Origin of the sequence: Kribbella sp. NPDC006257 (genome assembly GCF_040613535.1) — a bacterium.
GTDB lineage: Bacteria > Actinomycetota > Actinomycetes > Propionibacteriales > Kribbellaceae > Kribbella.
This window is the reverse complement of the sequence record NZ_JBEXSJ010000003.1, coordinates 145,683-161,122: the sequence shown is the minus strand read 5'-3', so window position 1 is coordinate 161,122 and position 15,440 is coordinate 145,683. Positions and strand designations below refer to the sequence as shown.

Here is a 15,440-nt window from a genome sequence, read left to right as displayed (position 1 = left end):
TGGGGGTGGACGATCGGCGCTGATGACTACTGACATGCAGAGCGGATCTCCGTTCGATCCCTCGCGGCTGTTCACCGTGCCGGTGCTGGTCGGGACCGTGCTGATGGTCGTCGGCGCGGCGCTCATCATCGTGGCGAACAACCGCAGGCACTTCGCCGTGGCGCCCGCGACGCTCGGCAGGGTGGCGGGGAAGGCGAAGCATGTCTGGCGGGGCGGGATCGCACTCGTGGTCATCGGTGTCGTGTTGATCATGGGTCGCTGGGGGAGTCCGTCCGGCGCGGATCGGATTGTCCTCGCCGACACGGCAGGCGGTCTGCCGAAGGTCTCCACCCCGGAGTGGGCGCTGCGTATACCGGGCGTGGGCAAAGACACTCTGGTCGCAACCTATGTGCATCCCAAGTACCTGCACGTGAAGCCGCCGATGCAGCCGAGCTTGGTGTACTTCTACGGCTTGGAGGGTTCCTACGACGCGAAGTCGGAGCTCAAGGGCCTCTTCGACGAGTTGACGGCCAAGGCACCCACGGTCGACGGGGTGCACTCCTACGACGCGGGACCGTTGGGCGGTCTGCTGCAGTGCGCGTCCTTCGCCGTCAGCGGTCAGGTGCAGGCCCACTGCTTCTGGGGCGACAGCAGCACCTTGGGGCATCTCGTCGCCGCTGAACTCACCGAGCCGGAGGTTGCGGCGCTGCTGGTGAAGATGCGTTCCGACCTGGAGAAGCTCCGCTGAGTCCGGCGTGGTGTTCACCGGTGGGACAGGCGGTGTTCACCGGCGGCCAGTCTGGGCGGGCGAACCTTGGGGCTTATGAGCACCCCTGATCTGGTTCATGAGCTCGGGTTCCGCGTCCTGGACGAAGAGGACGACGATCCGGTTCTGCTGCGCGCCGACGGTACGCCGGTCGACACCTGGCGGGAGGGATACCCGTACGCCGAACGGCTGGCCCGCGACGTGTACGACCGGGACAAGCGGCTGCTCCAGATCGAGTTGCTCAAGTTGCAGTACTGGGTGAAGCGGTCGAGGCAGAAGCTGGTGATCGTGTTCGAGGGACGCGATGCGGCCGGCAAGGGCGGCACCATCAAGCGGTTCATGGAACACCTGAACCCGCGCGGCGCCCGGATCATCGCGCTGGAGAAGCCGACCGAACGTGAGCAGACCCAGTGGTACTTCCAGCGGTACGTCGCGCATCTGCCGGCCGCCGGTGAGATGACTCTGTTCGACCGGTCCTGGTACAACCGCGCCTGCGTCGAGCGGGTGATGGGGTTCTGCTCCGACGACCAGTACGAGGAGTTCATGTGGCAGGCGCCGGAGTTCGAGCGGATGCTCGTGCGCTCAGGGACCTTACTGGTGAAGCTGTGGTTCTCGGTGTCGCAGGCCGAGCAGCAGACCCGGTTCACGATCCGCCAGATCGACCCGGTCCGGCAGTGGAAGCTGTCGCCGACCGACCTCGCCTCGCTGGACAAGTGGAAGGACTACACCGAGGCGAAGGAGGCGATGTTCCACTACACGGATACGCCGCACGCGCCCTGGACCGTGGTGAAGAGCAACGACAAGAAGCGCGCCCGGCTGGAGGCGATGCGGCACGTGCTCAGCCTCTACGACTACCCGGACAAGGACTACGAACTGGTCGCCCATGCCGACCCGAAGATCCTCGGACCGGCAGCCGAGGTCTTCGAAGACGGCGAGTCCACTACCCGCAGCCTTCCCGTGCTCTGAGGGACCGATGATCGGCGACACGCCGGGGATCAACGGACCGATGAACGTTAGTGAGAGATGGGGATGGGGAGGTGGACGGTGAAGGTGGCGCCGGTGGGGGAGGTGTCAGTGACTGTTACGCGGCCGTTGTGGGCTGCTACTAGGGCGGCGACTATCGAGAGGCCTAGGCCTGAGCCGCCGGTGGACCGGGTGCGGGCCGAGTCGGCGCGGTAGAAGCGTTCGAAGACCTTGGCCTTCTGCTCCTGGTCGAGTCCCGGTCCGGTGTCCGCGACCTCGAGGATCGCCTCGCCGTCGCGGGTGCCGACCGAGACCGTGATCGGCGCTTCGACCGGCGTGTGGTGCAGCGCGTTGCTGACCAGGTTGCCGAGGACCTGGCGCAGGCGTGCCTCGTCGCCCTCGACGACCGGAGCATCCGAGCCGGGCAGGATCTGGAACTTCACCGAGCGGTCCGGCTGCAGCGCTTCGACGTCGTGGACGGAGTCGCTGGCGAGCGTGAGCAGGTCGACCGGTTGGTGCTGTAGCGGTCGTTGCTGGTCGAGGCGGGCGAGGAGCAGCAGGTCGTCGACCAGCAGGCCCATCCGCTTCGCCTCGTCCTCGATGCGCTTCATGGTGGTCGGGTCGACGCTGCTGCCGCGTTGCCTGGTCAGTTCGGCGAAGCCGCGGATCGACGTCAGCGGCGTACGCAACTCATGGGACGCATCTGCGATGAACCGCCGCATCCGCTCTTCCGACTGCCGCGCGTTGTCCTCCGACGCCCGCGCCACGTCGGCCGAGCGGCGGGCGGCATCCTCGGATTTCCGCGCCGCGAACTCCGACGCGGTCCGCTGCGCGAACGCGGTCTCGATCTGCCCGAGCATCTGGTTCAGCGCGAGCGACAACCGCCCCACCTCGGTCCGCGGATCCCGCTGCGGCACCCGCCGGCTCAGATCCCCACCGGCGATCGCCACCGCGGTGTGCTCGACATCCTCCAGCCCGCGCAGACTACGCCGTACGACGTAAGTCCCGACCCCCGCGAGGAGGATCAACAAGATCAGTCCGGTCGCGGCCTGGACCCCGATCAGCCGGTCGATCGTGGAATCGAGTTCATCGAGGCTCTGAGCGATCATGACCGTGCCGGAGCCGTCATCGATCGGAAGCGCCAGCACCCGCCAGGTCGAGCCGCCGGACACCGCGTCGACGTTGAAAGGCCGGCCGTTGAGGGCCTGGACCTGGTCGAGGGTGAGCTTCGGCAACTTCGGCAGCGGCTCCGATTCTGCGATCGGTGCCCGGGCCGGGCCTTTCGCCGAGTAGCCGGTCGGATCGCTGAATTGCACTGTGTAGGCGCTCGGCAGCTGCCGGCGCCCGTTGGGGCCGGGGAAGTTGAAGTCCGGATCCGCACCGATCCGCGGGCGCCGCAGCGGCATCGACGCCTGGACCAGTTGTTCGTCGACGCGATCCACCAGATAGCCGCGCATGATGGTCGTCGCGGTGAAGCCTGAGCCGAGCAACGCCACCACGACGAGCGCCAGCAGCGTCAGGACGATGGTGACCCGGAGGGGGTAGCGCTCGGTGAGGCGGGGGCGTGGCATCAGTTCGGGCCCCGTGGGGTCCGCAGGACGTAGCCGACGCCGCGGACGGTGTGCAGGAGCTTCTGGTCGCCGGTGTCGACCTTGCGGCGGAGGTAGGACATGTACGACTCGACCACGCCGGCGTCGCCCGCGAAGTCGTAGTTCCAGACCGCCGAGAGGATCTGGCCCTTCGACATCACGCGCTCGGCGTTCTCCAGGAGGCAGCGCAGCAGCTTGAACTCGGTGAGCGAGAGCTGGACCGCCTCACCGGCCTTGAACACCTCGTAGCTGTCCTCGTTCAGCTCCAGGTCGGCGTACCGCAGGATCGCGGCCTCCGTCGTACTCTGCTCGCGGTGTCCCGAGCGGCGCAGGAGCGCGCGCACTCGGGCGACCAGCTCGTCCAGGCTGAACGGTTTGGTGACGTAGTCGTCGGCGCCGGTGTGCAGGCCGAGCACCTTGTCCTCGACGGCGTCCCGGGCGGTGAGGAACAGCACCGGTACGTGCCGGTCCTCACCGCGCAGGCGGCGGACCACCTCGAAGCCGTCCAGGCCGGGCATCATCACGTCCAGCACGACAAGGTCCGGTTCGACCTCGCGGGCCTTACGCAGTGCCTCGGCGCCGTGCGTCGCCGTCGAGACGTCGTATCCGGCGAAGCGCAGGCTCGCGGACAGCAACTCGACGATGTTCGGCTCGTCGTCGACCACCAGGAGATGCGGGCTCATGCCCACAGTCTTGCGCGTGCACCCGTGCTAATCCTGGAAGCTTCCTGGCAATCCGCTGTGAGTCCTCTAGCGCGGGCCGCGCTTGAAACCCCACTTCTGGCCGGCCGCGTCGCGGACGGTGCCATCGTTCACGCTGGTCGCGGTGTATTTCCCGTCCGCAACCAGCGCGCTGATGGTGACCTGGTTGCCGTTCTTCACGCTGGCGATCCCGTCGCGGGTCGCATTGACCAAGGTGTCGGCGGTGACGGCGTAGGTCCTGCTGTAGCCGTCGGCGCTCTTCACCGTGATCGAGTCTGTGCTGACCGCGGTCACCTCGCCGCGCTGGGAAGCGACGGTCTGGTAACCGCCGCCGTCCTTCTCGACGACGTACTCGCCGTGCAAGGCGCCCATCATCCCGAACTCGCCGTGCCGGCCGAAGCCGCCGCCAGGACCCTTGCCCGGGTCAGGTGCGGCCGGTGCGGACGGCGACGCCGAGGGGGAAGGTGTCGGATCCGCTCCGGTTGCGGCCCAGGCGACTCCGCCGGCTGCTGTGGTGGCCGCTACTGCCGCCACGGTGCCGACTACCCGCCAGCGCTTCTCGGTGAGCTTCTGGAACGACGCCATACTGAATTGCCTCCCGGTACTACGCACCCGGCAGTTCACCTGGTGCTGGTCGTCCCACACTGCGGCGAGAACCTGAGACGAACCTCCACCAGACCTGGCAAATCCCTGGCAACTCACACCAGGAACAGCACGGCGACCAGCCAGACGGCCGCGGCGAGCGATGTACCGATGAACTCGATCAGGATGGACAGGCCGGTCGCACGCAACGCGTGTTTCGTCGAGGTCCAGGCCTGCTCGTGGGTGCCGAGCCGCTGCCGCTCCGAGGCATAGATCCCGATCGGGAACCCGACGAACATCCCGACCACCGGGATCACGAAGAACCCGACGATGCCGAGCAGGATGCCGATCAGCATCGATCTTCGCGGTACGCCGGACTCCCGCAACCGCCGCTCCGGGACGACGTACTTGACCACCTGGCTGGCCCCGATCAGCACCACCGCGGCCGACAGCACGAGCCAGCCGGTGGCGCTCTGCTCCTCCAGGGCCCAGATCAGGATCGCCGCCAGGCTCAGGATCGCGCCCGGCAGCACCGGGATCACGATGCCGATGATGCCGACGAAGATCGCCACCCCGACCAGGAACGTCGCCACACTGTTCACACCGCCACTCTGCCGCAAATCAGCACGCTTAGGGTGGAGACATGGCTCAGCTCCATGAACTCGTGACCGCGATCGCCGCTCCGTGGGTGGTCTTGTCCCCGCGTTCCGGGCAGCTCACCGGCAGCTCCGAGGACGGGGAGGGCGTGTACGCGCGCGACCGGCGGATCCTCTCGCGGCTGTCCGTCACGGTCGACGGCCGGCCGCCAATGCCGTTGCACGTCGATGAACGGAATGCCGCCACCCACCAGTACGTCGCTGTGCTGGACGAACCTGGCGACAACAGCGTCACCCTGGAACGCACCAGGACCGTCGACGGTGACGGACTGACCGAGCGGATCACCCTCGTCAATCGCTCCGGCCGTGAGATCGCACCCCAGCTGGAAGTTGCCCTAGGCACCGATCTCGCCGGCGTCGCCGCCATCCGCAGCGGCGCCGCGAGAGCGCTCCCCGACCTAAGCCCCACCCATCTCAGCAGCCGCGATCTCAGCCCCGCCGGCCTCAGCTGGGAGTCGGAGGGCATCCGGGTCAGTGCCAGCTTCGAGCCGCACTCCCCGGAGGGCTTGACCTGGGCACCCAAGATCCCACCCGGCGACGAGTTCACGCTGGTGCTGCGCGTCTCCGCGACCTTCCCACCGTCCGACGGTTTCAGCATCGACCCGCCCGCCAGCAGGCCGGAGTACGGGCCGGTGTCTGTCGACTGCGACGACCACCGGATCGCCCGGTGGGTCCAGCGCTCGCTCGACGATGTCGCCGGTCTCCAACTAGCGGTCAGGGGAGAGCGGTATCTCGGCGCCGGTCCGCCTTGGTACCTGACTTTGTTCGGCCGTGACTCGCTGATCTCCGCCGGCATGCTGATCCCGGTCGACCCCGGCCTCGCAGCGGGAACGCTGAGAGCGCTCGCTGCCTGGCAAGGCACCAAGGTCGACCCTGAGTCGGCCGAGCAGTCCGGCAAGATCCCGCACGAGCTCCGCGCTTCGGAAACGGATCACGGCAACGGTCTCGTCCTCCCCGCGGCGTACTACGGAACGCACGACGCCACCCAGCTCTGGGTCATCACCCTGCACAAGGCGTGGCGCTGGGGGATGCCGGCCGATGAGGTCCGCGAGCTGCTTCCGGCGTTGCAGAGGGCGCTGAGCTGGATGAGCGATTACGCCGATCCCGATGGCGACGGCTTCCTCGAGTACATCGACGAGTCCGGCCACGGCCTGGCGAACCAGGGCTGGAAGGATTCCGTCGATTCGGTCCAATGGCCCGACGGCACCATCGCCGTCGCACCGATCGCCCTCTGCGAGGTCCAGGCCTACGCGTACTCCGCCGCCGTCAAGGGCGCCGAGATCCTCGAAGCCTTCGGAGAAGACGGCGCCGCCCACTGGCGAGAATGGGCGGCCAACCTCAGAGAGCGCTTCCGCACCAGCTTCTGGGTCGACGGCTACCCAGCCATCGCCCTTGACGCCGCGAAGAAGCCAGTCGCCGGCCCCTCCTCCAACCTCGGCCACCTCCTCGGCACCGGCCTGCTCGACCCCGAGGAAGAACAACGAGTCGCTGAGGTCCTCTCGTCCGGCGACCTGAACAGCGGCTTCGGTCTCAGAACGTTGTCCAAGGCAATGACTGGCTTCAACCCGCTCGGCTACCACACCGGCAGCGTCTGGCCGCACGACACCGCCATGGCCGTCGAAGGCCTCTACGCCGCCGGAGCCACGACAACAGCGGCCTCGTACGTCGAAGGTCTCGTCAAGGCAGCCGAGTCGTTCGGCTATCGGCTCCCCGAGCTCTACGGCGGTCGCGGCCTCCCCGACGAAACCACTCCCACGCCGTACCCGCTGTCCTGCCGCCCTCAGGCCTGGGCAGCGGCCTCGGCAATCGCCGTACTGGTGGCTGCGCTCGGCATCACCCCCGATGTCCCGAACGGAACGCTTGCGGTCACACCGGCCGAACAACTGCCATGGGAACACCTGACGCTGAGCGGACTGATCGTCGGCGGTGAGCAGTTGTCGGTTCAGTGGAAGGACGGCGCAATAGCGGTGGTCAAAGCGAACAGCGCGAGTCCCAGGTAGACGCAGGCGACGAGTCGGTTGCGGGACCGGCTCGTCGTCCGCAAGGAACGGAAGCGGCGGCCGAGAGCATCGGCGCCCAAGGCGTAGCAAAGGTCGAGGGTGAGGCCGATCAGCATCACGGCGAGACCGAGCACGAGCATCTCGGTGCGGAGCCGGTCCGGGCCGGCGCCGCGGCTGGTGAACTGGGGGAGGAAGGCAAGGAAGAACAAGGCAGCCTTCGGGTTGAGCAGGTTCACCAGGACGCCTTCGCGGTAGACGCGGCCGAGCGGAGCGACGCGGATGCTGCCCGGCCCCTCGGTGATCGGTGCCTTGAGCAACTTGATGCCGAGTAACGCGAGATACAGCGCACCCGCGACGGTGATCGCGGTGAAGAGTGTCGGCGAGGCCCGGACGAGCGCGACCAGCCCGAGCGCCGCGACCACGACGTACACGAGGGAGCCGGTCTCGATCGCGAGGGCGGAGATCACTCCGGCGCGACGGCCCTGGGCGAGGCTGCGCAGGGAGATGTAGATGTTGTTCGGTCCCGGCATCCCGACCAGTACCACCGTCGCCCCGACGAACCCGAGCGCCTGCCCGATCCCCATGCCAGTTGCCTCACTCTCTCCGCTTGTGGACTGTCGAGGTCTAGCCTGGCCGGGCAGGAAGCAGTCCACCCGAGCCAATAAGAGGAGAAGTGGACCGTTCTGGAGACGCCGCCGCCCTCGGCGACCTGATCCGTCGGCAGCTGCCGGGATCAGGCGGGCTCTACCGGCGGCTGGCCGACGCGATCACCGAGGTGATCGGCACCGACCAGCTCCCGGTCGGCACCCGGTTGCCGGCCGAACGCCCGCTCGCCGAGGCCCTCGCGATCAGCCGGTCCACCGTCGTCGCGGCGTACGACGAGCTGCGCGCCCGCGGCCTGGTCGAGAGCAGACGCGGCAGCGGTACGACGGTCGCGGCCGCGGCCGGGCGTGGGCGGTCCCGAGCGGACAAGCGGATGCCGACCGGGTACGGCGAATCGCTGTTCCACCGGATCACCGTGGACCCCGGTGAGATGATCGCGATGACGTATGCGGTCGACCCCGGGATGCCCGAGCTCGCCCGCGAGCTGGAGGACCTGGCGCGGACCGATCTCCCAGTGCTGCTCCAAGGCGTCGGCTATCACCCGCGTGGACTGCAGGTACTACGGGAGCGCATCGCCGATCACTTCACTGAGTCCGGGCTGCCGACCGTCGCCGACGAGATCGTTGTGACGAGTGGAGCTCACCAGGCGATTGCCCTGACCACCCAGATGTATCTGCGCACCGGAGCAACGGTGGTGATCGAGCAACCGAGCTGGCCGGGATGCTTCGACCTCTTCGGCGCCGCGGGCGGCCGGGTGGTCGGCGTACCGCTGGATGATGCCGGGATCAGGCCGGAGTTGCTGGCCGCGGCATTGGCGGAACATCAGCCGGCGATGTTGTTCGTGATGCCGACGTTCCACAATCCGACCGGCCGGTTGATGAGTGCCGCGCGACGACGGCAAGTTGCGGAACTTGCTGCGAAGCACGGCGTGGTCGTTGTCGAGGACAACGCGTATTCGGCGTGGGATCCGGCCGGGCCGGAGATTCCGCCGCCGTTGGCCGCCTTCGCGCCGAAGAATGCCGAGGTGTTCACGATCGGGTCGGTGTCGAAAGCGGTCTGGGGCGGGCTGCGGATCGGCTGGATCAGGGCTCCACGTCCGTTGGCTGAGCGGCTCGCGCGGCACAAGGCGCTGGCGGACCTGGGCAGTCCGGTGATCGATCAGGCACTGACAGCGAGGTTGTTGCCGCGGCTGCACGAGATGACCGCCGAACGGGCACGGCTGGCGACCGTACGCCGGAAGTTGATGGGGCAGTTGCTGACCGAGCGACTGCCGGAGTGGAGCTGGGAGGAGCCCGACGGCGGGTCTGCCTTGTGGGTGCGGCTGCCGGATACCGATGCGCGAACGTTCGCGCAGGTGGTGTTGCGGCACGGTGTGGAGGTGGTGGCGGGGCGGGCGATGGATCCCACGGGGGAGCACGACGATCATCTGCGGGTGCCGTTCAGCTACCCCGCCGAGGTGATGAGCGACGCGGTCGACCGGCTGGCCGGGGCCTGGCGTGAACTGCGGCGTCATGGGCCGGCGCCCGGCGTACCGATGATCTAGTGGGCCGGACATGACGGATGGTGGCCCCCCGGAGGGGACCACCATCGATGAAATCAGTGGGGAAGCGCCGCTGGCGCTATGAGGCCGGTTACCGCTCGTCCTCCGTGGAGGAGACGGTCGCGGGCTCAGCGTCGAGCCGTCCCGTCTCGTCGTGGATGGTGATCGCGATGTTGCGCAGCTTGTCCGAGTGCTCCCGGCCGTGGTGGGCGCAGAACAGAAGCTCCCCACCGCTGGTCAAGGTGACACGAACGTAGGCCTGCGCGCCGCAGCGGTCACAACGGTCCGCAGCCGACAGGGTCGAGCTCGGGGCGAGTGCTGTAGTCACTTGAGGCCTCATCTCATCTAGTTCCGTTCTCACCAGATAGCAACATCCTGACATGCGGATCGCTTCCCGGTTGGTGCAGCGTGTCCGAATGTGAGACGAACCACCTGTTCCCTTATGACGCATATTGACGGGGAATCGTTTCGGATCGAGGCGTTTTGCTGTTTCTGGCGAGTGTCGGGCGTGTCATCTCTCACTGTGCGCGATGACCCGACTACCCCGTGCTGATCTACGGAGTGTCGTAAAGCACTTCGGATCGAGTCCGGATCGATACCTGTCGGAACACCTTTCTGCTGCAGTTCTTTCGGTTTGCGGCTTCTTTGTTGCTTCGGTACCCCAGTGCTTCGGCGACCACACGGCCGGGGCTGCCGGAAATTGGGGGAGCGGCTGCGTAGGCTGTCAGGGTGCGAAGGCCTCCGGCCGGAGCACGCTGTCTGTTTGTGACCAGTGAAGGAGCCCAGTGGCCGCCCCGACGCCTCGCAGTGCCGAACTCGACCCGACGTACAACGCCCGTAACCTGCTCGTCCTCGAAGGTCTCGAGGCGGTGCGCAAGCGGCCCGGGATGTACATCGGTTCGACCGACAGCCGCGGGCTGATGCACTGCCTGTGGGAGATCATCGACAACGCCGTGGACGAGGCGCTGGCCGGGCACGGCGACCGGATCGACGTCGTCCTGCACAAGGACGGTTCGGTCGAGGTCCGCGACCGCGCGCGCGGCATCCCGGTCGACATCGAGCCGAAGACCAAGCTCAGCGGTGTCGAGGTGGTCTTCACCAAGCTGCATGCCGGCGGCAAGTTCGGCGGCGGGTCGTACAACGCCTCCGGTGGTCTGCACGGGGTCGGCGCCTCCGTCGTGAACGCGCTGTCCGCGCGGCTCGACGTCGAGGTGGACCGCGGCGGCTCGATCTGGACGACGTCCTTCCGGCGCGGCGTGGCCGGCGAGTTCGACGGCGAGGGGGCTTCGGCGGGCTTCACCCCGGCCGTCGGACTGCGCAAGGCCGGCCGGGCGAAGAAAGGCATGACCGGCACCCGCATCCGGTACTGGGCGGACCGGCAGATCTTCACCAAGGACGCCACCTTCAACTACGACGAGCTGGTCACCCGGGCGCGGCAGACGTCGTTCCTGGTGCCCGGCCTCGAGCTCGTGGTCCGCGACGAGCGCGGCGACGAGGCGACCGAGGAGTCGTTCAAGCACGACGGCGGGATCAGCGAGTTCTGCGAGTTCCTGGCGACCGACCAGAAGGTCACCGACGTGGTCCGGCTGACCGGCACCGGTCACTTCACCGAGACCGTGCCGATGCTCGACGACGCCGGCCACATGACGCCGACCGACGTCGAGCGCGATCTGGACGTCGACATCGCGATCCGCTGGGGCGACGGTTACGAGACCGAGCTGCGATCGTTCGTGAACATCGTGGCGACACCGAAGGGCGGCACGCACGTGGCCGGCTTCGAGCGGGCACTGCCGAAGGTCTTCACCAGTGCACTGAACGGCACCCGGCTGCTGAAGAGCGGCGAGGAGCTGATCAAGGACGACGTGCTGGAAGGCATGACGGCGGTCGTCACGGTCCGGCTGTCCGAGCCGCAGTTCGACGGCCAGACCAAGGAGGTGCTCGGCACGCCGGCCGCGTCGCGGATCGTCGCGAAGGTGGTGCAGACCGAGCTGGAGGCGTTCCTCACCTCGACCAAGGGCGTCGCGAAAGCACAGGCCCGCGCCGTGCTGGAGAAGGTTGTCGCGGCGTCGCGGACCCGGGTCGCCGCCCGGCAGCACCGGGAGCTGCAGCGGCGCAAGACCGCTTTGGAGTCGTCGGCGTTGCCGGCCAAGCTGGCGGACTGCCGCAGCAACGATGTGGACCGGTCCGAGCTGTTCATCGTCGAGGGTGACTCGGCCCTCGGTACGGCGAAGCTTGCCCGGAGCTCGGAGTTCCAGGCGCTGCTGCCGATCCGGGGCAAGATCCTCAACGTGCAGAAGGCGTCCGTCGCCGACATGCTGAAGAACGCCGAGTGCGCCTCGATCATCCAGGTGGTCGGTGCCGGATCGGGCCGCAGCTTCGACATCGAGCAGGCGCGCTACGGCAAGATCATCTTCATGGCCGACGCCGATTCCGACGGCGCGCACATCCGCTGCCTGCTGGCGACGCTGTTCTTCCGCTACATGCGTCCGCTCGTCGACGCCGGTCGCGTCTACACCGCCGTACCGCCGCTGCACCGCTTCGAACTGACCAATCCGAAGAAGGGTCAGGACAAGTACATCTACACCTACAGCGACGCGGAGTACCAGCGGAAGACGGCCGAGCTGATGAAGAAGGGCGTCAAGTGGAAAGAGCCCCCGCAGCGCTACAAGGGTCTCGGTGAGATGGACGCCGACCAGCTCGCGGAGACCACGGTCGACCCGCGGCACCGCACGCTGCGCCGGATGACGGTCGACGACGGCGAGGCCGCCGCGAGCGTGTTCGACCTGTTGATGGGCAACGACGTCGCCCCGCGCAAGGAGTTCATCGTCCAGGGCGCCTACGACCTCGACGAGAACCGCATCGACGCCTAGGCGATCGCCTTTCCGGCCGGAAATTCTGTTTCCGGCTGGAATGTCGAGATGCTTGTGGGCGTCCCGATGTCTTCTCCAAAGAGGCCCTGACCTGAGGAGAGACATCGTGACCAACCACAATGTGACGACGACCGGACAGCACCCGATCGACGGCCTGGACGAGATCGAGGTCATCACGCTGCTCGTCGACGACGTGGCGGCTTGCCGGGAGTTCTACACCGCCGTCTTCGGGCTCGAGATCATCTTCGAGGACGCCACATCTGCCTTGCTGAAGATGCGCAACGTGATGCTCAACCTCATCACGATCGACGAGGAGCCGGTGTTGATCGGCGCCGGTGCAGCACCGGCGCCTGGTGGCCGAGTGCTGTACACGATCAGGGTCGATGACATTGAGGCGACGGCCGCCAAGTTGCGGTCGCACGGTGTCGCGCTGATCAACGGCCCGATCGACCGGCCCTGGGGCCGGCGTACGGCAGCCTTCGCCGACCCAGCCGGCAACCTCTGGGAGATCGCCCAACCGACCGAATGAACCGGCCTCTGACTCTCCGAGAGACGGCCCGATGAGATCCATCGCCTGCTTCGACTTGGACAACACGTTGATCGACCGCGACGGGGCGTTCGCGGCGTGGGCGAAGTGGTGGGTCGCCGTAGTCACCAACGGCGGCACCGTCCAGCTGGGCCTGAAGCTCGCCCACACCGGCATCGGCTCCGCAGTCGACTTCACCTGCATCTCCGAAGCGGTCGGAGTACGCAAGCCGGACCCGGCAATCTTCAAGCACGCCGCCGAACGCTGCGCAGCGACGTTGGACGGCGGCTGGATGGTGGGCGACCACCCGGCGTACGACACAGCCGGCGGAATCGCCGCGGGACTCCGCACCATCCAGGTCGGCAACCGGCCACCGGAGTCATGGGTGGCGACGCATCGTTGCGATTCGGTGGTCGCCGCCTTCCCCGTGATCCTGGGCTGATCACCTCTTGCGGCGCTCGTGTCGGGCTTTTGCCAGTTGGTACAGACCGATGGTCAGAGGGGCGCACCCCGCGCTAACGATCGGCAGTGCGGTGAAGCCGAAAAATGGGACCTCGTTGGCGAGCAGCACTACACCGACGATGATCATGACGGCGCCGAAGGCGATGCCCTGCCAGGCTCGAGCCGTGCGACTGGTCGTTCTGCCGCGTCGCTCAATCGGTGGTCGCATTGAGTGAATGTACTTCCTCGCTGCTGAGCGAGCTGTTTTGTCCCCTTGGGGGTGCAAGATGTGGGGCACGCCTAGTCGAGTGTGGGGGAGTGAGTGTGAGCGAGAAGTCTTATGTGCCGCCGATCGGGCGGGTGTTGACGCCGTATTTGTGTTGCCGGGATGCCGCCAGGGCAATTGAGTGGTACGGCGAGGTGTTCGGGGCGACGTTGGTGTGGGATCCGTTCGTGGGTGCTGATGGGCGGATCGGGCATGCGGAGTTGCAGATCGACGGTGCCGTGTTCATGGTGTCCGATGCTTATCCGGAGCAGGGTGTGTATGCGCCGCCGGTGGACCAGCCGCCGACGTACGGGATGAATCTGTACGTGCCTGATGTGGATGCGACGACGGCTGCGGCGGATCAGGGTGGGGCGACGGTGGAGAAGCCGCCGGTCGACATGTTCCACGGCTCGCGGCAGTCGACGGTGCTGGATCCGTTCGGAATCCGTTGGGTGCTCGCGACGCATCTGCGCGAGGTTCCGATGGACACGTTCGACGCGGCGCGAGCGGGATTCGCCGGGAAGTGAGTTGTGGGGGTGCGAGCACCCCCACAACGAGTCAGCTGAGCGCCGCTCGGAGTACGGCGTGGGCGCCTTGGACGATTTGGTCGCGGTTGATTTCGTATGTCGGGTCGGTGATCGCCGTCTTGTTCGCGGGGTCGAACTGGAGCACCGGCACGTGCAGGTGACCGGCCGGCATCGTCGGGTCGAGCAGGTCGCGCTGGAGGGTGTTGCGGTAGGCGACCTCGTTCGACAGGTAGCCGCCGCCGGCGCCCTCGGACGCGATCGATCCCGCGGTCGGTCCGTCAGGCCGGCGGACCGGGAGCGTCTGGCCGGCGGGGATCTCCAGCACGGACGTGTTCACCCGGGTACGGAACTGGGCCGGGACGGTCGCGCCGGACATCCGGGCGAGCGGGAGGCTCGAGGTCAGCCACTCGGGTCCGGCCGGCATGCTCGGTGAGACGACCGGCGCGTTGATTGTGCCGCCGCCCCACAGGTTGTTGTTGTCGCCGATCGAGCTGACCGAGCGCCGGCGTCCGTTGAACGCCTCCAGGTCGAAGATGCCGACCCGGCCCTGGCTCGCCGTCACCACCAGGTCGGCGTGCTGCGGACCGCCGCGGTAGTGCGGGGCGAGTGCGTTCTCGACCATGTTCTCGTCGAAGTCGGTGTAGCGGACCGGGAACACCACGGTCTGGATCTCGTACGTCGTATCGTTCACCGTCCAGCGCTGCCCGTCGAGGCTCAGTGCGTTGGCGCCCGAGGGATTGCCGATCCGGATGTCGGCGTCGAGGGTGAACGGGTCGAAGCCCGTGACGAGGATCTTCTTCACGTCGGGGGAGAAGCGGCTGCTGGTGATGCCACGGGAGGCGTACTCGAACGAGCGGATCAGCTCCGCACGTTCCGCAGTACCGAGGCTGAAGTGCGGTTGCCATTGGCGGAGCGCGAGGGTCATCGAGATGCGGGCCCAGTAGAGCCCGCGGTCGTCGGTGGACGGCAGGGCGGGCGCGGTCTGCGGGTGCTGGGCGCGGTACGTCGCCGTACGCCAGAGCAGCTCGCCTTGCACGCGGACCAGCGCCGTCGCGGCCGCCCGGTTCGGCATGGCGCAGAGGAGGTGGCTGAAGAGGCTGACCTGCCGGTCGAAGCCGGAGCGGGCGAGGATCTCGGCCGGGACTGACGGACCGCCGGCGACGCCGTTGTCGAGGCGTTGCTCCTCGACGGTCCCGGTGACGCTCTGGTCGAAGCAACTGGCCGTCGGCGAGGTGGCCGGTGCCGCGGTGGCGGCCGGGAGGGTGGTGAGCGAGGAGGTCAGCGCCAGCGCGCCGGCCAGGAGGGCAGGGAGGAGAGAACTTGGGCGGAGTCTCATAAGGGGTTTCTATCAGACCGGACCAGACCGGACGAGAGATCCGAACAGCGCACAGCTATTGAAGACTGTATGCAAGGTACTACCTTCTGAGATGGC

General features: G+C 67.4%; 16 protein-coding genes. 8 read left to right on the top strand and 8 right to left on the bottom strand.

All coding sequences use genetic code 11. From position 1 onward, the window contains the following. Positions 1-22: 22 nt before the first annotated feature. Both ABZ004_RS05055 and ppk2 read left to right on the top strand, forming a co-directional pair. Positions 23-727 (top strand): hypothetical protein, encoded by a 705-nt coding sequence (locus ABZ004_RS05055; protein WP_355678469.1) that lies wholly within the window; start codon positions 23-25, stop codon positions 725-727. A 75-nt stretch (positions 728-802) separates the two neighbouring features. Further along, positions 803-1,711: a polyphosphate kinase 2 gene (gene ppk2 / locus ABZ004_RS05050; protein WP_355678468.1), complete on the top strand. Its 909-nt coding sequence runs from the start codon at positions 803-805 to the stop codon at positions 1,709-1,711. A gap of 47 nt (positions 1,712-1,758) precedes the next feature. Here the strand turns inward: ppk2 and ABZ004_RS05045 are convergent, their stop codons facing one another. The 4 genes from ABZ004_RS05045 to ABZ004_RS05030 form a co-directional block, all read right to left on the bottom strand. Next, entirely contained in the window at positions 1,759-3,279 is a 1,521-nt protein-coding gene (locus tag ABZ004_RS05045; protein ID WP_355678467.1) for an ATP-binding protein, read from the bottom strand. Continuing rightward, positions 3,279-3,980, bottom strand: a complete 702-nt coding sequence (locus tag ABZ004_RS05040; RefSeq protein WP_355678466.1) for a response regulator transcription factor — start codon at positions 3,978-3,980, stop codon at positions 3,279-3,281. The genes ABZ004_RS05045 and ABZ004_RS05040 overlap by 1 nt, the downstream gene beginning before the upstream one ends. Before the next feature lie 66 nt (positions 3,981-4,046). Beyond that, positions 4,047-4,583 carry a DUF5666 domain-containing protein gene (locus tag ABZ004_RS05035; RefSeq protein ID WP_355678465.1) on the bottom strand — a complete coding sequence of 179 codons (537 nt, stop codon included), beginning with the start codon at positions 4,581-4,583 and terminating at the stop codon, positions 4,047-4,049. 113 nt (positions 4,584-4,696) lie between these two features. Next, on the bottom strand, positions 4,697-5,182 hold the full coding sequence (locus tag ABZ004_RS05030; RefSeq protein WP_355678464.1) for a DUF456 domain-containing protein: 486 nt from the start codon (positions 5,180-5,182) through the stop codon (positions 4,697-4,699). Between the two features lie 41 nt (positions 5,183-5,223). Here ABZ004_RS05030 and ABZ004_RS05025 point away from each other — a divergent pair, with 41 nt between their 5' ends. Next, complete coding sequence (locus ABZ004_RS05025; protein WP_355678463.1) at positions 5,224-7,236, top strand: glycogen debranching N-terminal domain-containing protein; 2,013 nt, start codon at positions 5,224-5,226, stop codon at positions 7,234-7,236. Here the strand turns inward: ABZ004_RS05025 and ABZ004_RS05020 are convergent. Beyond that, on the bottom strand, positions 7,179-7,820 hold the full coding sequence (locus ABZ004_RS05020; protein ID WP_355678462.1) for a LysE family translocator: 642 nt from the start codon (positions 7,818-7,820) through the stop codon (positions 7,179-7,181). The genes ABZ004_RS05025 and ABZ004_RS05020 overlap by 58 nt on opposite strands. 89 nt (positions 7,821-7,909) lie before the next feature. On the opposite strand from ABZ004_RS05020, the gene ABZ004_RS05015 reads away from it, so the two are divergent. Then, entirely contained in the window at positions 7,910-9,382 is a 1,473-nt protein-coding gene (locus ABZ004_RS05015; RefSeq protein ID WP_355678461.1) for a PLP-dependent aminotransferase family protein, read from the top strand. A gap of 88 nt (positions 9,383-9,470) precedes the next feature. On the opposite strand, the gene ABZ004_RS05010 is transcribed toward ABZ004_RS05015, so the two are convergent. Beyond that, positions 9,471-9,707, bottom strand: a complete 237-nt coding sequence (locus tag ABZ004_RS05010; protein WP_185446182.1) for a hypothetical protein — start codon at positions 9,705-9,707, stop codon at positions 9,471-9,473. A gap of 457 nt (positions 9,708-10,164) precedes the next feature. Between ABZ004_RS05010 and ABZ004_RS05005 the strand changes: the two genes are divergently transcribed. The 3 genes from ABZ004_RS05005 (at position 10,165) to ABZ004_RS04995 (ending at position 13,217) form a co-directional block, all read left to right on the top strand. Next, positions 10,165-12,249, top strand: coding sequence for a DNA topoisomerase IV subunit B (locus ABZ004_RS05005; RefSeq protein WP_355678460.1), 2,085 nt, complete (start codon positions 10,165-10,167; stop codon positions 12,247-12,249). 106 nt (positions 12,250-12,355) lie between these two features. After that, positions 12,356-12,778: a VOC family protein gene (locus ABZ004_RS05000; RefSeq protein ID WP_355678459.1), complete on the top strand. Its 423-nt coding sequence runs from the start codon at positions 12,356-12,358 to the stop codon at positions 12,776-12,778. 31 nt (positions 12,779-12,809) lie between these two features. Further along, on the top strand, positions 12,810-13,217 hold the full coding sequence (locus tag ABZ004_RS04995; RefSeq protein ID WP_355678458.1) for an HAD family hydrolase: 408 nt from the start codon (positions 12,810-12,812) through the stop codon (positions 13,215-13,217). On the opposite strand, the gene ABZ004_RS04990 is transcribed toward ABZ004_RS04995, so the two are convergent. Next, positions 13,218-13,445 carry a hypothetical protein gene (locus tag ABZ004_RS04990; RefSeq protein ID WP_355678457.1) on the bottom strand — a complete coding sequence of 76 codons (228 nt, stop codon included), beginning with the start codon at positions 13,443-13,445 and terminating at the stop codon, positions 13,218-13,220. It abuts the gene before it with no gap. Between the two features lie 95 nt (positions 13,446-13,540). Between ABZ004_RS04990 and ABZ004_RS04985 the strand changes: the two genes are divergently transcribed. Then, complete coding sequence (locus ABZ004_RS04985; RefSeq protein ID WP_355678456.1) at positions 13,541-14,008, top strand: VOC family protein; 468 nt, start codon at positions 13,541-13,543, stop codon at positions 14,006-14,008. Positions 14,009-14,039: 31 nt separating this feature from the next. Here the strand turns inward: ABZ004_RS04985 and ABZ004_RS04980 are convergent, their stop codons facing one another. Further along, positions 14,040-15,344: a hypothetical protein gene (locus tag ABZ004_RS04980; protein WP_355678455.1), complete on the bottom strand. Its 1,305-nt coding sequence runs from the start codon at positions 15,342-15,344 to the stop codon at positions 14,040-14,042. Positions 15,345-15,440: the final 96 nt, after the last annotated feature.

Excerpts from the sequence above, each read along its gene's own strand:
- ABZ004_RS05055 (WP_355678469.1), top strand. The coding sequence starts at position 23 with ATGACTACTGACATGCAGAGCGGATCTCCGTTCGATCCCTCGCGGCTG.
- ppk2 (WP_355678468.1), top strand. The coding sequence starts at position 803 with ATGAGCACCCCTGATCTGGTTCATGAGCTCGGGTTCCGCGTCCTGGAC.
- ABZ004_RS05045 (WP_355678467.1), bottom strand. The coding sequence starts at position 3,279 with ATGCCACGCCCCCGCCTCACCGAGCGCTACCCCCTCCGGGTCACCATC.
- ABZ004_RS05040 (WP_355678466.1), bottom strand. The coding sequence starts at position 3,980 with ATGAGCCCGCATCTCCTGGTGGTCGACGACGAGCCGAACATCGTCGAG.
- ABZ004_RS05035 (WP_355678465.1), bottom strand. The coding sequence starts at position 4,583 with ATGGCGTCGTTCCAGAAGCTCACCGAGAAGCGCTGGCGGGTAGTCGGC.
- ABZ004_RS05025 (WP_355678463.1), top strand. The coding sequence starts at position 5,224 with ATGGCTCAGCTCCATGAACTCGTGACCGCGATCGCCGCTCCGTGGGTG.
- ABZ004_RS05020 (WP_355678462.1), bottom strand. The coding sequence starts at position 7,820 with ATGGGGATCGGGCAGGCGCTCGGGTTCGTCGGGGCGACGGTGGTACTG.
- ABZ004_RS04995 (WP_355678458.1), top strand. The coding sequence starts at position 12,810 with ATGAGATCCATCGCCTGCTTCGACTTGGACAACACGTTGATCGACCGC.
- ABZ004_RS04990 (WP_355678457.1), bottom strand. The coding sequence starts at position 13,445 with ATGCGACCACCGATTGAGCGACGCGGCAGAACGACCAGTCGCACGGCT.
- ABZ004_RS04980 (WP_355678455.1), bottom strand. The coding sequence starts at position 15,344 with ATGAGACTCCGCCCAAGTTCTCTCCTCCCTGCCCTCCTGGCCGGCGCG.